The following is a 13,339-nucleotide window of genomic DNA, read 5'->3' as shown; positions in this document are numbered from 1 at the left end:
CCCCCCCCGCCGCGCCGCGCGCCGCTTCTGCGGGCGTGGCGCAGGGCACCGCGCCCAGCGCGCGGGCCGCGTCGGCCGCCTCGGGCCGGCGCACACAGGCGCGCACGCCGTGGCCGGCGGCAAGCAGGTGGCGCACCATCGGCGTGCCCATGGCGCCCAGCCCGATAAAGCCGATCGTCAAGGGTTGGGAGGGGGTTGCTGTCATATTGCTCATATCAAGACATCCTTAATTCTCGGCCGCGTAGGCAAACTTGCCGTCGCGGATCACACCCATCACGCGCGAGCGCTGGTCGAAGCCCTGATGGTCTTTCACGCTCAGGTTCATCACGCCATTGGGAATGGTCAGGTTGGTGGTGGTCTCCAGCGCATCGCGCATGGCGTGGCGGAACTCCCGCGTGCCCGGCTGCGCGCCGCTCTTGCCGGCACGGCGCGCGGCGTCGTCCAGCAGCATCCACGCGCCCCAGGCATCCCCGGCAAACTGCGTGATGCTGTCCGCGCCGTACTTCGCCTCATAGCGCGTCGCGAAATCCAGTGCCACCTTTTTCACCGGATGGCTGTCCGGCAGTTGCCGGGCCACTACCACCGGCCCGGTCGGGAACAGCGTGCCGTCCACATCCTTGCCGCCTACCCGCAGGAAATCCCAGGTGGCGATGCCGTGGGTCTGGTACACCTTGCCTTTATACCCCCGCTCGGCCAGCGTCTTCTGCGGCAGTACCGAAGGCGTGCCCGCGCCGGCCACCAGGATCGCATCCGGGTTGGCCGCCATCAGCTTGAGCACCTGCCCGGTCACCGAAGTATCGTTGCGCGAGAACCGCTCGTTGGCCACCACCTTGATCTTGCGCAGCTCCGCCAGCCTGGAGAACTCCCGCCACCAGCTCTCGCCGTAGGCATCGTTGAAGCCGATGAAGCCCACCGTCTTCACGCCATGGTTGCTCATGTACTCGGTGAGCACCGTGGCCATGTGCGAATCGTTCTGCGGCATCTTGAACGCCCAGCGCCGCTTCGGGTCCGCCTGCGGCTCGATGATGGCGGCCGACGCGGCCAGCGCCACCATCGGCGTCTCGCCCTCCGCCACCGCATCGAGCGCGGCAATGGCCGTCGGCGTGATGTTGGGGCCGACCACTACGTCCACCTTCTCCTCGGAAATCAGCTTGCGCACATTGCGCACCGCGGCGGCGGGGTCGGAGCCATCGTCCAGGATCACGTATTGCGCGCGCTGGCCGCCCAGGGTGGGCGGCCACATCAGCACAGCGTTCTTGGAGGGGATGCCGATGGAGGCGGCGGGCCCGGTGGTGGAGACGTCGATGCCCACGCGGATGTCGGCGCGCGCGGGCAGGGCGGCCAGGAGCAGGGCGGAAGCCAGCAGGGTGGCGCGGATGCGCGGGTGGGGCATGGATGATCTCCTCGTGTCTTATTTTTTGGGTAATGCGGCGAAGGCTATCTTAACGATTTATCGGCCCCATGCGGGAGGGGCGCCCCGGTCGCCCGCGGGGTCTCCGGTCAATGCGGGCTGAACACCAATCCCCGTCAATGAGGGGAAATCCCTTCGAATGGGGGGGGGCTAGGAACCTTCCTAAATCCGGACAATGCGCAGTTGCGACCCCAACAACCCGCAAGCCATCAGCCTGGGGCGCCGCATCCGCGAGCGCGAACTGCAATACCTCAGGGATGAGGCGACCATCAAGTGACCGGGAGCCGCGCTGCACAGGGCGGCCTCGGCATGGCCGCCGCACACGCGCGGCCATGGTTGCCGCGTAGCTGCCGAGCGGTCCCGCCTCATTTTTCCCGTTTGTTCCATTTGTCCCGTTTGTTTCGACTGACCTCGTTCCACACCCACTGCTAACCCACCTTGGATACCCCGATGAAACGTATCAAGCCGGCCCAGCACGCCGTTGTCTATCTTTCGGTCCTGGCATTGCTGGGCGGCTGCGCGGGCAGTCAGCACGATAATCCCCTTCCGTAATCCGATACCCCTTCGCAGTCCGCAATCATGCGGCGGACACCTGCCGGCTAGCCGCCGCTCTCACCCCGGCGATACGTTCCCGGCGCACTACCCGTCCACGCCTTGAACGCGCGCTGGAATGCCGCGCTGTCGGTAAATCCCAGTTCCTGCGCCAGCGCGGCCAGCGGCACCTTGCTGGTGTTCAGCCGGACGATGGCGATGTCGCGGCGCAGTTCATCCTTCAGCGCCTGGAATGAGGTGCCTTCCGTGGCCAGGCGGCGCTGCAGCGTGGAGACCGACATGTGCAGCGCGTCGGCGGTGGCGGCAAGGTCCGGCCAGCCGGGTTGCGTATGCTGCAGATGGCCGCGCACGCGCGCGCTGGTCATTTCTTCGCGGCGGCGCGGCATGATGACATTGGCCTGCGCTTCCGCCAGGAAGGTGCGCAACGCGGCGGCATCCCTGCGCACGGGGCTCTCCAGCCGCACGGCGTCGAACCAGATGGCCGAGCGCGCCTGCCCGAAATGCAGCTGAGCCGGAAAGACCTTGCCGTAGCTGCCCACATGCGGCGGACAGGCGAAGGCGAAGTCGAAGCGCGCGGCCGGTAGTTGCCCACCCGCCAGCCAGGCCAGCAATCGCCAGAACACACGCAGCAACATCTCGTGCAGGAAGGCCGGCGGCGCAGCCGCCGTACCGGTGAATTGCAGGGCCAGTCCGGCCAGGTCTGCCTCGCGCACCGGCACGAGTTCGACGTCGTCCTGCACCAGCCGGAAGGTGCGCGCAATACGCCGGATGGCCGTCTCCAGGTCGGGCGCGCCCAGCGCCGAGCGTGCCGTCAGGGCGAAACTGCCGGGCTTGAGCGGCCGCGACAGGAAGCCCAGGCCCTCGTCGCCGAGGCGGTCGATCAGCGAGCGGAACAGGCCGATGTACTGGTCCGCGGTGACGCGCGCCCCGGCCTCCTGCAGCAACGCCGGCGCAATGCCGGCGTCGGCCAGGTAGACGTCGCAAGGCTGGCCGCGGGCCTGCACCCCGGCAAGCATGCCGTGCACTAAGGCGATCGAGATGGTGACCGGGGAAGGGGACATGAATCGGGCGGGAGTCGCGGATTGAGGTCTTCTGCCATGCATTCGACGTGAAGCGCAATTGCACGCTTCGCGGCGCGTTTCTACCATGGGCAGCACAAACAATACAACACGCCAGCGCTTTCACGAAACGCGACGGAGACATCCATGTACCTCACCCAGGCATTGCATCGTGCAGTGCAACAACACCCCGAACGCATCGCGGTGCGCTGCGGCGGCCGCCAGCGGACCTTTCGCCAGCTGGCCGATCGCGTGGCGCGCCTGGCCGGCGCCCTGCAAAAGCTGGGCATGCAGAACGGCGACCGCGTTGCCATGCTGTCGCTGAACTCAGACCGCTTTCTCGAATACCAGATGGCGGTACCCTGGGCCGGTGGCGTGCTGAACCCCTGCAATACCCGCTGGTCGGCGGCGGAGATCCTGTATTCGCTGGACGACTCGGGCTCGACCATCCTGCTGGTCGACGAAACGTTTCGACCGCTCGCCGCGCAGCTTCGCCGCGATGCGGTCACGCTGCGCGAATTGATCTACTGCGGCGACGGCGAGGTGCCACCCGGCATGCACGGCTACGAGGCACTGCTGGCCAGCACCGCGCCGGTACCCGATGCCGTGCGGCGGGACGAGGACCTCGCCGGCATCTTCTACACGGGCGGTACTACCGGTTTCCCCAAGGGCGTCATGCTGAGCCACGCCAACCTGTGCAGCTCCGGCCTGGCGCTGCGCGCGGAGGGGCTGGCCACGCCCGGCGGCACCTACCTGCATGCCGCGCCGATGTTCCACCTGGCCGACATGGGACTGGCGATGCCGCACTGGATCGAGGGCAACACGCACGCGATCATTCCGGCGTTCAACCCCGAGCTGCTGCTCGATACGCTGGAGCGCGACCGCGTCACCCATACGCTGCTGGTGCCGACCATGATCCAGATGACGGTCGATCATCCAGCGATGAAGCAGCCGCGCGACCTGAGCGCGCTGCAGGCCATCGCCTACGGCGCCTCGCCGATCTCCGAAGCCGTGCTCGAGCGCGCCATGGCCGCACTGCCCGGCGTGGGTTTCGTGCAGGCCTACGGCATGACCGAGCTGTCGCCGCTGGCGACCATCAATCCCGCCTGGTATCACACGCGGCAGGGGCGCGAGCTGGGCAAGCTGCGTTCCGCAGGCCGCGCCAGCTACACCTCCGAAGTCCGCATCGTCGACGGTGACGGCTGCGAAGTGCCGCGCGGCACGGTGGGCGAAGTGGCGGTGCGCGGGCCCACCGTGATGCAAGGCTACTGGAACAAGCCGGAGCAGACCGCCGCGGCCGTGCGCGATGGCTGGATGCACACCGGCGACGGCGGCTACATGGATGAGGACGGCTTTATCTTCGTCGTCGACCGCCTGAAGGACATGATCGTCAGCGGCGGCGAAAACGTGTACTCCGCCGAGGTGGAGAACGCGCTCGCCCAGCATCCGGCGGTCATGGCCAGCGCCGTCATCGGTGTGCCGAGCGCCGAGTGGGGCGAGGCGGTGCATGCCGTGGTGGTGAGCAAGCCCGGCACAGCCGCCACGGCCCGCGAAATCATCGCCCACTGCAAGTCGCTGATCGCCGGCTACAAATGCCCGCGCAGCGTGGAGTTCCGCGACGCGTTGCCGCTGTCCGGCGCGGGAAAGATTCTCAAGACCGAACTGCGCAAGCCCTTCTGGGAAGGGCAACAGCGGCAAGTGGGCTGAACTTAACCATACGCAAGGAGTACCCATGACCTCATCCGTGATCGTCGCCGGCGCCGGCATGATTCCATTTACCAAGCCGGGCGCGAGCGAGCCCTATCCAGTGATGGTGGCCGCGGCCGTGCGTGCCGCGCTGGCCGACGCCGGTGTCGAGTACGCCAGCGTGCAGCAGGCGTACGCCGGCTACGTCTACGGCGACTCCACCGCCGGCCAGCGCGGGCTGTACGAAGTGGGCATGACCGGCATCCCGGTGATCAACGTCAACAACAATTGCTCGACCGGATCGACCGCCCTGTACCTGGCCCGCCAGGCGGTGGCCAGCGGCATGGCCGATTGCGTGCTGGCCTTCGGCTTCGAGCAGATGATGCCGGGCGCGCTGGGCTCGGTGTTCAACGACCGGCCGAGCCCGTTCGAACGCTTCGACGCGCTCGCGGCCGAGCTGACCGACGTCGAACTGCCGCTCGCGTTGCGCTACTTTGGCGGCGCGGGCCTCGCGCACATGCAGGAGTTCGGCACCAGGGTCGAGACCTTCGCCAAGATACGCGCCAAGGCCAGCCGCCACGCTGCCAACAATCCGCTGGCGCTGTTTCGCAATGTGGTGACCGAGGAGGAGGTGATGGCCGCGCCGATGCTCTGGCCCGGCGTGATGACCCGGCTGATGGCCTGCCCGCCGACCTGCGGCGCGGCAGCGGCGATCCTGGTTTCCGAGGCGTTCGCGAAGAAACACGGCCTTGACGCGACGGTACGCATCCGCGCCCAGGCCATGACCACCGATACGCCAGACAGTTTCGGCACGCGCGATATGCGAGACGTGGTCGGCTTCGGCATGACGCGCAGCGCCGCCCGGCAAGTGTACGAAGCCGCGGGCGTCGGACCCGAGGACATCGGCGTCGTGGAGCTGCATGACTGCTTTGCCCATAACGAGCTGATCACCTACGAGGCGCTTGGCCTGTGCCCGGCCGGCGGCGCGGAGAAGTTCGTGGTGGATGGCGACAACACCTACGGCGGCAAGGTGGTCACCAATCCGTCGGGCGGTTTGCTGTCGAAGGGCCACCCGCTCGGCGCCACGGGACTGGCGCAATGCACGGAACTGGTCGAGCAACTGCGCGGGCGCGCCGGGGCGCGGCAGGTGGACGGCGCGCGGCTGGCGCTGCAGCATAACCTGGGGCTGGGCGGCGCCTGCGTCGTCACCCTCTACGAGCGAGCCTGACCATGGTCGACAAAAAATGGATCGGCCACGAGATCGGCAGCTCGGTGCTGCCCGTCGAACGCGGCCGGCTGAAGTTCTTCGCCAAGGCCATCGGCGAGACCAATCCGGTCTATCTCGACGAGTCCGCCGCGCGCGAAGCCGGCTATGCCGACCTTCCCGCGCCGCCCACCTTCCTGTTCACCGCCGAGCTTGATTCCGGCGCGATGTTCGGCCTGCTCGAACGGCTCGGCGTGCCGATCCGGAAGGTGCTGCACGGCGAGCAGAGCTTTGAGTATCTGGGGCCCATCGTTGCCGGCGACACGGTGACGGTCACCTCCCGGGTCAAGGATATCTACGAGAAGAAGGGCGGCGGGCTCGAATTCATCGAAACCGAGTCGCAGGTAGCGAACCAGCGCGGCGAGCCCGTGGGCCGGTTGCGGTCGCTGACCGTGGTGCGCAACTGAGGGAGCGGACATGACAACCCCTGACATGGATTCGATACAGGTCGGCGACACGCTGCCCGCACTGACGCTGCCCCCGGTCGACCGCCGCACGCTGGCGCTGTTTGCCGGCGCCTCCGGAGACCATCACCCGATCCACATCGATCTCGACTTCGCGCGCAGCGCCGGTATGCCGGACGTGTTCGCGCACGGCATGCTGGGCATGGCGTGGCTGGGCCGGCTGCTGACCGGCTGGGCGCCGCAATCGCAACTGCGCCGCTTCGACGTGCGTTTCCAGGGCATCACCCACCTGGGCCACATCATGCAATGCGGCGGCCGCGTCGTCGAAAAGCTCGACATCAACGGCGAACGCTGCGTGCGCATCGAGGTGCAGAGCACCAATCAGTTCGGACAAACCAGGATCGCGGGCGAAGCGCTGGTCGCGCTGCCCTGAACCGCCAGGAAGGAGACACACCCATGACTCGCAAACTCGAAGGCAAGGTCGCCCTCATCACCGGCTCGGGCCGCGGCATCGGCCGCGCGATCGCGCTCAAGCTGGCCAGCGAAGGCGCGCGCATCGTCGTCAACGATCTCGATGCCGAACCGGCCGGGGAAGTGGTGCAGGCCATCCGCGCCGCCGGTGGCGAAGCCCTGGCCTGCGTCGGCAGCGTGACCGCGCCGGACTTCGCCGAGCGCTTTATCGGCACCGCCGTCGATGCGTACAAGGGGCTGGACATCATCGTCAACAACGCGGGCTACACCTGGGACAACGTGATCCAGAAGATGACCGACGAGCAGTGGTACGCCATGCTCGACTGCCACCTGACGGCGCCGTTCCGCATCCTGCGCGCGGCGCAACCGGTGCTGCGGGGGCTGGCCAGGGCCGAGGCCGAGGCCGGCAAGCGCGTGGTGCGCAAGGTAATCAACACATCCTCGGTCGCCGGCCTGTTCGGCAACGCCGGCCAGGCGAATTACTCCACCGCCAAGGCCGGCATCGTCGGCATGACGCAGACGCTGGCCAAGGAATGGGGCCGCATGAACGTGACGGTCAACTGCGTGGCCTATGGCCTGATCAAGACCCGCCTGACCGGCAGCACCGCGGACGAGGCCACCGCCAATATCGAAGGCCGGGAGATCAAGGTCGGCGTCAACCCGGACCTGATGGCAGCGATGGAAAGAGGTATCCCGCTGGGCCGCGGCGGCACCCCCGACGAGGCGGCCGGCGCGGTGTACATGTTCTGCATTCCGGAGTCGGACTATGTGAGTGGCCAGACGCTGATGTGCAGCGGCGGCCTGACGGGGATCTGAGCCATGCTGCCACAACCGTACCGCCATCAGTGGATGGACGAAGAGATCGAAGCCTTTCGCGAGCAGGTGCGCCGCTACGTCGCCGGCGAACTGGCGCCGCACCTGGATGGCTGGCGCCGCCAGGGCTACATCCCGCGCGAGGTCTGGGGCCCGTTCGGGCAGATGGGATTCCTGCTTCCCGAAATGGAGGAGGCCTATGGCGGAGCGGGCGCGAGCCTTGCCTACCAGTGCGTGGTGCAGGACGAACTGGCCAAGGCCGAGGTGCCCGCCAATACCGCCGTGCACACCATCGCCGCGCATTACATCCTGGACTACGGCACCGAGGCGCAGAAGCAGCGCTGGTTGCCCCGGCTCGCCAGTGGCGAAATGCTGGCCGGCATTGCGCTCACCGAGCCCGGCTGCGGCTCCGACCTCCAGGCGTTGAGCACGCGCGCCCGGCGTGAAGGGGACGACTACGTGATCGACGGCGCCAAGACCTTCATCACCAACGGCTTCACCGCCAACCTGCTGGTGGTGGCGGTGCGCACCGGCGAAGCCGGCAGCCGGGGCGTGTCGCTGGTGGTGCTGGAGACGGAGAACCTGGCGGGCTTCCGGGTAGGGCGGCGGCTGGAGAAACTGGGCCAGCATGCCTCCGACACTGCCGAGCTGTTTTTCGACGGCGTGCGGGTGCCGGCGCACTGCCTGCTGGGCGAGGTGGAAGGCAGGGGCTTCGCGCAACTGATGAGCCAGCTCCCGTACGAACGCATGCTGCTTGCCGTGCCCGCCGCGGCCGTGATCGAGCGCGCGGTGGCGCTGACGCTCGACTACACGCAGCAGCGCAAGGCGTTCGGGCAGTCGCTGTACGACTTCCAGAACACGCGCTTCAAGCTTGCCGAGTGCGCCACGCTCGCCCACGTGGTGCGCAGCTTCGTCAACGACTGCATCCAGCGCCTGCTCGACGGCACGCTGGACGATACGGCGGCCTACATGGCCAAGTGGTGGTGCACCGAGCAGCAGGGCAAGGTGACGGACGAATGCCTGCAACTCTTTGGCGGCTATGGCTACATGATGGAGTACCCGATCGCGCGCCTGTATGCCGACGCGCGCGTGCAGCGCATCTACGGCGGCGCCAACGAGATCATGAAGGAACTGATCGCGCGCAAGCTCACGGCATGACGCCGGCGATCGATTTCGATTCAGGTACGGAGGATCCCATGCAGCAATCGGAAGGGGTGAGCTGGGGCGTGGCCGACGATATCGGCCGCATCCTTTTGAGCCGGCCGGAACGCGCGAATTCGCTGACGCTCGCGGCAAGCCGCGCGCTGGTGCGTGCCATCGACGAAGTGCTGGAGCGCAAGCCGCGCGTGGTGCTGCTGGCGGCGCAAGGCCGCATTTTCTGCGCCGGCGGCAACATCGACGAATTCGCCGCCGCGGGAACGGCGCTGGATAAGCTGGTAGACGACATCCTCACCCCGCTCCATCCGGCGCTCTACCGGCTGGCCACTGCGCCGCTGCCGGTGGTGGCCGCGGTCAGCGGGCCGGTGGCCGGTGCGGGCATCGGCCTGGCGCTGTGCGCGGACTTCGTGCTCGGCGCGGCATCGACCACGCTGCGCACCGGCTACGCCGCGATCGGTCTGTCGCCCGATGCCGGTGCCTCGTATTTCCTGGCCCGGCGCGTCGGCGCGATGCGGGCGCAGCAGTGGCTGATGCTCAGTGAAACGATTGACGCACAGCGCTGCCTGCAGCACGGCGTGATCGATGCCCTGTACCCGGACGACGGACTGGCCGATGCCGCCGAGGCCCTGGTGGCCCGGCTGGCGAGTGCCGCGGGCGGGTCGCTGGCCGCGATCAAGACCTTGTGCGGCGGTTTGCCGGCGCGAGGCCTGCAGGAGCATCTGGCGCTTGAGCAAGCGTTGCTTGTGGCCCGGGCCGGGAGCGCCGATGCGCGCGAAGGCGTGCGTGCGTTCCTGGAGAAGCGGCCGCCGCGATTTGCGGGGGGGCAGGCGGAAAGCGGAGTCGCTTGCGGCGCGGGTTGGCACTTACCTTAGCGCCGCCGCCTCCCGCCGCCAGCGGCGCAGTTCCACCCATTGCCATGACAACAAAGCCGGCACGCCGAACATCACCTCGCGTGCGCGCTTGACCAGCGCCAGCGACAGCGACACCTGCGGGTCTACCCCGAGCAGATGGCCCAGCAGCATCACGACGGCCTCCTGCACGCCCAGCCCGGCCGGCACGAAGAAGGCGACATGGCGCGCTGCCTGGGTCAGCGATTCGATGGCGATGGCCTGCCAGAACGGCACCGGATGGCCCAGCAGCATCAGCGCGAACCAGATTTCCAGCGTGCCCGCGAGAAAGCCGGCAAGCTGCCAGGCCAGCGCGGCGGCAAGTTCGCCGTGGCGCGCATTGAGCGCGCGGATGGCGGCGTCCAGGCGAGCGCCGTCGATCAGCGCCACCAGCCTGTGGTCCCCGCCGAACAGGCGCCTGGCGGCACCCTCCAGGCGCTCGAAGATCGCGCTGTGACGCAGCGAGAGCGCGAACAGTACCGGCACGGGGAGCGATAGCGCCAGTCCGAGCAGGATCACCCACGCCTGGCCGCCATCGTGCATCGCGAGTATCAGCAACATCACGCCCAGCGCGGAGAAAAGGTATTGCGCGAACAGCGTCACCATGACTTCCACCACGATGCTGGCGGTGATGGCGGTGGTGTCGCGGATGCGCAGGCGGGTCAGGTGGATGCCGGCCAGTTCGCCGCCCACGCTGGCGGTGGGCAGAAGCCGGTTGACGGCTTCGCGCACGGTGGCCACCCACCAGAGGAAGCCCAGGCCGGCGCGCTCTTCGGGATCGGCCGAGGTCAGCAGCACGCGCCAGCCCTGTGCGTCCAGCAGCAGCGGCAGCGCGTGGAAGGGCACCAGCAGCAGCAGCAGCCAGCCGCCATCGGCGACGATGCGGGCCACGTCGCTGGCGCCCTCGTGGCTGATCAGCAGGGTCAGGCCAAGCAGGCCGAGCAGGCCGGACAGGTAGATCAGCCGCTTCATCGCGTGTTTGCGGCCAGGGTTGCCGCTGGTGTTGCCGCCAGCATTGTCGTGCCCTTCATGCCGGGGCCAGCACGTCGGCGAAGCCGCCTCGGCGCGGCACGGTCCGGTCCAGCGCGGCGCGCACGCGCGGCGACAGCAGCGCGGCCAGTTCGTCGGCATGGCGATAGCCGCGCATGGTGGCCGTGACCTCTGCGCCCGATACCACGGCGGGATGGAAGTAGATCTCACCCACGCCCGCGGGCAGGCGCGCGAGCGCGGCCAGCAGCGTGGCTTCGTCCATGGCGCCGCTATTGGCGATGCCCACCACGTAATCGTTGTGCGCCACGCCCGCGGCGGCAAGGCGGCGCCGCAATAGCGCGAGCCAGGGCCGCAGCAGCAGCGGCGCGCGGTGCTCGCGCGGCAGGCGCACGGCGCGCAGGCCGAACTCGCGGCCGATCGCCAGCGTCAGCGACAGCACGGTGGGATGCAGATGGAAATGCTTGTGGGCGTTGACGTGGTCCAGTGCCAGCCCGGTGGCTGCAAAGGCTTCGAACTGCGCGCGGATCTCGGCGGCAAGCTGCCGCCGCGCCCCGGGCAGGAAGAAGAAGCGGCAGCCGTCACGCGCCATGGCGGAGCCGAAGCGGCCTTGCGCGTCGACCAGCGCCGGGATCCGCGCGGGCGGCAGCATCGCGGGCCCGTCGGCCAGCACCAGGTGCAGCCCCACCCGCAGGCCGGGCAGGCGGCGCGCGCGCGCCACCGCGTCGGCGGCGGCAGGCGCGGCCACCATCAGGCTGGCCGCGTTGAGCACGCCATCGCGGCAGGCCATCTCAACCGCCTCGTTGACGGCGGGATGCAGCCCGAAATCGTCCGCGGTGAGGATCAGCGCGCGTGGCGATGCCACCGCGGTCTGCCCTGTCATCTTGTCTTGCGCCGGGCTCACGCTTCGTGCGAACGCAGGAAACGGAAGAACTCCACGCCTTCGCGCAGGCGCCGCTTCATCATTTCCCAGCTGCCCAGCATCTCGCGCACGATCTCCCAGATCTTGCCGGGGCGGAAGTAGAAGCGCTTGTAGAAGGTCTCCACGCCGTGATAGATCTCCTCCCTGGAGAGGTGCGGGTAGCTGATCGCGGCGAGTTGCACGCCCTTGTCGTTGACCAGGTTGATGACCTTGTTCTCTTCCAGCCAGCCGTTTTCCACCGCCTGGCGGTACAGCGTGGTGCCCGGATAGGGCGCCGCCAGCGATACCTGGATGGTGTGCGGGTTGATGTCCTTGGCGTACGCGATGGTTTTCTCGATGGTCTCGCGGGTCTCGCCCGGCAGGCCCAGGATAAAGGTGCCGTGGATGGTGATGCCGAGCTTGCGGCAGTCCTCGGTGAAGCGTCGCGCGATGTCGGTGCGCAGGCCTTTCTTGATGTTCAGCAGGATCTGGTCGTCGCCGGATTCGTAACCCACCAGCAGCAGGCGCAGCCCGTTTTCCTTCATGATCTTGAGCGTGCTGTACGGCACGTTGGCCTTGGCGTTGCACGACCACGTCACGCCGAGCTTGCCCAGCCCGCGCGCGATTTCTTCCACACGCGGCTTGAAGTCGGTGAAGGTGTCGTCGTCGAACATGATCTCCTTCACCTCGGGCATGTTCTCCTTGATCCACTTCACCTCGGCGATCACGCTCTCCGGCGAGCGGGTGCGGTAGCGGTGCCCGCCCACGGTCTGCGGCCACAGGCAGAAGGTGCACTTCGAGCGGCAGCCCCGGCCGGTGTAGATCGACACGTAGGGGTGCTTCAGGTAGCCGATGAAGTAGTTGTCGATCTTCAGGTCGCGCTTGTACACGGGCGCCACAAAGGGCAGTGCGTCCATGTTTTCTATCATCGGGCGCGGGCCGTTGTGCTCCAGCGAGCCGTCCGGCAGGCGGTAGCTCAGGCCCGGCACGTCCTTGAGCGGCTTGCCCGCCGCCACGTCCTGGCAGGTGTAGTCGAATTCCTCGCGGCACACGAAATCGATGGCGGTGCTGGCGCCCAGGGTGCCGCCCGGGTCTACCGCCGGCTTGGCGCCCACCATGCCGATCAGCACGCCGGGCTTGCGCTTCTTCAGTTCCTCGGCGAACTTCGCGTCGGTCGGGAAGGACGGCGTGCTGGTGTGGATGATGACCAGGTCGAAGCCGGCGGCGATATCCAGCGTGGCCTGCGCGTCCAGCCCGTCGGCCGGCGCATCCAGCACGCGGCTGTCGGGCACCAGCGCGGCGGGCTGGGCCAGCCAGGTGGGATACCAGAACGATTTGATCTCGCGCTTGGCCTGGTAGCGCGATCCGGCGCCGCCGTCGAAGCCATCGAAGGAAGGAGCCTGCAGGAAGAGCGTTCTCATAGCGGTCTCTGTGGAATCATGCCGTTTGCAGACAGGGCGGGAGAGCGGTCGCGCTCGTCATTGTCCGCGCCATCGGCCTGCAAGGAAAGGGGCCGGGCCATCATGCCGGCGGCAAAGCCCGTGACGGCTTGCGCGCCGCTGCCTTGCTGCGGAACGGGGCCGGAGTGCGGGTTGGCAAACTCCGGGCGGGGCGCGGCGGCAGCGGCGGGGCGATCGCGTACCGACATTACCTGCTCGCGCCAGCGCACCTTCTCGCCGAACAGCGCGGCCGCCCATTCGACGAGCAGCAGCGCGTCGCGCAGCGGCGCGCGCAGGGCCGCGGCGGC

The 13,339-nt window shown here is 68.1% G+C and carries 13 protein-coding genes and 1 pseudogene; 7 read left to right on the top strand and 7 right to left on the bottom strand.

Annotation, left to right across the window (positions count from 1 at the left end):
* The 3 genes from CF70_RS37975 to CF70_RS17615 all read right to left on the bottom strand — a co-directional run.
* Nucleotides 1-205, bottom strand: a 205-nt coding sequence (locus tag CF70_RS37975; RefSeq protein ID WP_235185109.1) for an NAD(P)-binding domain-containing protein, incomplete at its 3' end; no start/stop codon positions are given.
* A gap of 21 nt (nucleotides 206-226) precedes the next feature.
* Nucleotides 227-1,393 carry an ABC transporter substrate-binding protein gene (locus CF70_RS17620; RefSeq protein ID WP_051648618.1) on the bottom strand — a complete coding sequence of 389 codons (1,167 nt, stop codon included), beginning with the start codon at nucleotides 1,391-1,393 and terminating at the stop codon, nucleotides 227-229.
* 617 nt (nucleotides 1,394-2,010) lie between these two features.
* Complete coding sequence (locus tag CF70_RS17615; RefSeq protein ID WP_035867296.1) at nucleotides 2,011-3,024, bottom strand: AraC family transcriptional regulator; 1,014 nt, start codon at nucleotides 3,022-3,024, stop codon at nucleotides 2,011-2,013.
* A 144-nt stretch (nucleotides 3,025-3,168) separates the two neighbouring features.
* On the opposite strand from CF70_RS17615, the gene CF70_RS17610 reads away from it, so the two are divergent.
* From CF70_RS17610 to CF70_RS17580, 7 genes are read left to right on the top strand one after another with little or no spacing between them, the layout of a single operon-like run.
* A complete protein-coding gene (locus CF70_RS17610) occupies nucleotides 3,169-4,728 on the top strand; it encodes a long-chain-fatty-acid--CoA ligase (protein WP_035867294.1) in 1,560 nt (519 codons plus the stop codon).
* Nucleotides 4,729-4,753: 25 nt separating this feature from the next.
* Nucleotides 4,754-5,935, top strand: coding sequence for a lipid-transfer protein (locus CF70_RS17605; protein WP_035867293.1), 1,182 nt, complete (start codon nucleotides 4,754-4,756; stop codon nucleotides 5,933-5,935).
* A 2-nt stretch (nucleotides 5,936-5,937) separates the two neighbouring features.
* Complete coding sequence (locus CF70_RS17600; protein ID WP_035867291.1) at nucleotides 5,938-6,378, top strand: MaoC family dehydratase N-terminal domain-containing protein; 441 nt, start codon at nucleotides 5,938-5,940, stop codon at nucleotides 6,376-6,378.
* 10 nt (nucleotides 6,379-6,388) lie between these two features.
* Nucleotides 6,389-6,808, top strand: coding sequence for a MaoC family dehydratase (locus CF70_RS17595; protein WP_035867290.1), 420 nt, complete (start codon nucleotides 6,389-6,391; stop codon nucleotides 6,806-6,808).
* A 23-nt stretch (nucleotides 6,809-6,831) separates the two neighbouring features.
* Nucleotides 6,832-7,662, top strand: a complete 831-nt coding sequence (locus tag CF70_RS17590; protein ID WP_035867288.1) for an SDR family NAD(P)-dependent oxidoreductase — start codon at nucleotides 6,832-6,834, stop codon at nucleotides 7,660-7,662.
* Between the two features lie 3 nt (nucleotides 7,663-7,665).
* Entirely contained in the window at nucleotides 7,666-8,817 is a 1,152-nt protein-coding gene (locus CF70_RS17585) for an acyl-CoA dehydrogenase family protein (protein ID WP_035867284.1), read from the top strand.
* Nucleotides 8,818-8,855: 38 nt separating this feature from the next.
* Entirely contained in the window at nucleotides 8,856-9,689 is an 834-nt protein-coding gene (locus tag CF70_RS17580; RefSeq protein ID WP_051648632.1) for an enoyl-CoA hydratase/isomerase family protein, read from the top strand.
* Here the strand turns inward: CF70_RS17580 and CF70_RS17575 are convergent.
* The 4 genes and pseudogenes from CF70_RS17575 to CF70_RS37970 all read right to left on the bottom strand — a co-directional run.
* Nucleotides 9,681-10,676 carry a lysylphosphatidylglycerol synthase domain-containing protein gene (locus CF70_RS17575; RefSeq protein WP_035867281.1) on the bottom strand — a complete coding sequence of 332 codons (996 nt, stop codon included), beginning with the start codon at nucleotides 10,674-10,676 and terminating at the stop codon, nucleotides 9,681-9,683. The genes CF70_RS17580 and CF70_RS17575 overlap by 9 nt on opposite strands.
* 55 nt (nucleotides 10,677-10,731) lie before the next feature.
* On the bottom strand, nucleotides 10,732-11,574 hold the full coding sequence (gene hpnK, locus CF70_RS17570; protein ID WP_035867526.1) for a hopanoid biosynthesis-associated protein HpnK: 843 nt from the start codon (nucleotides 11,572-11,574) through the stop codon (nucleotides 10,732-10,734).
* A gap of 17 nt (nucleotides 11,575-11,591) precedes the next feature.
* Nucleotides 11,592-13,013, bottom strand: a complete 1,422-nt coding sequence (hpnJ, locus tag CF70_RS17565; protein WP_035867280.1) for a hopanoid biosynthesis associated radical SAM protein HpnJ — start codon at nucleotides 13,011-13,013, stop codon at nucleotides 11,592-11,594.
* A pseudogene (locus tag CF70_RS37970) lies at nucleotides 13,010-13,339 on the bottom strand (hypothetical protein); the annotation flags it as partial. The gene hpnJ and the pseudogene CF70_RS37970, both read right to left, overlap by 4 nt.

Origin of the sequence: Cupriavidus sp. SK-3 (assembly GCF_000611145.1) — a bacterium.
Classification (GTDB): domain Bacteria; phylum Pseudomonadota; class Gammaproteobacteria; order Burkholderiales; family Burkholderiaceae; genus Cupriavidus.
The sequence above is the reverse complement of the archived record's forward strand: the minus strand, read 5'-3'. Positions and strand labels throughout refer to the sequence as shown.

Bases quoted from the DNA above. Each gene is read 5' to 3' on its own strand.
- CF70_RS17620 (WP_051648618.1), bottom strand. From the start codon at position 1,393: ATGCCCCACCCGCGCATCCGCGCCACCCTGCTGGCTTCCGCCCTGCTC.
- CF70_RS17615 (WP_035867296.1), bottom strand. From the start codon at position 3,024: ATGTCCCCTTCCCCGGTCACCATCTCGATCGCCTTAGTGCACGGCATG.
- CF70_RS17610 (WP_035867294.1), top strand. From the start codon at position 3,169: ATGTACCTCACCCAGGCATTGCATCGTGCAGTGCAACAACACCCCGAA.
- CF70_RS17605 (WP_035867293.1), top strand. From the start codon at position 4,754: ATGACCTCATCCGTGATCGTCGCCGGCGCCGGCATGATTCCATTTACC.
- CF70_RS17600 (WP_035867291.1), top strand. From the start codon at position 5,938: ATGGTCGACAAAAAATGGATCGGCCACGAGATCGGCAGCTCGGTGCTG.
- CF70_RS17595 (WP_035867290.1), top strand. From the start codon at position 6,389: ATGACAACCCCTGACATGGATTCGATACAGGTCGGCGACACGCTGCCC.
- CF70_RS17590 (WP_035867288.1), top strand. From the start codon at position 6,832: ATGACTCGCAAACTCGAAGGCAAGGTCGCCCTCATCACCGGCTCGGGC.
- CF70_RS17585 (WP_035867284.1), top strand. From the start codon at position 7,666: ATGCTGCCACAACCGTACCGCCATCAGTGGATGGACGAAGAGATCGAA.
- CF70_RS17580 (WP_051648632.1), top strand. From the start codon at position 8,856: ATGCAGCAATCGGAAGGGGTGAGCTGGGGCGTGGCCGACGATATCGGC.
- CF70_RS17575 (WP_035867281.1), bottom strand. From the start codon at position 10,676: ATGAAGCGGCTGATCTACCTGTCCGGCCTGCTCGGCCTGCTTGGCCTG.
- hpnK (WP_035867526.1), bottom strand. From the start codon at position 11,574: ATGACAGGGCAGACCGCGGTGGCATCGCCACGCGCGCTGATCCTCACC.
- hpnJ (WP_035867280.1), bottom strand. From the start codon at position 13,013: ATGAGAACGCTCTTCCTGCAGGCTCCTTCCTTCGATGGCTTCGACGGC.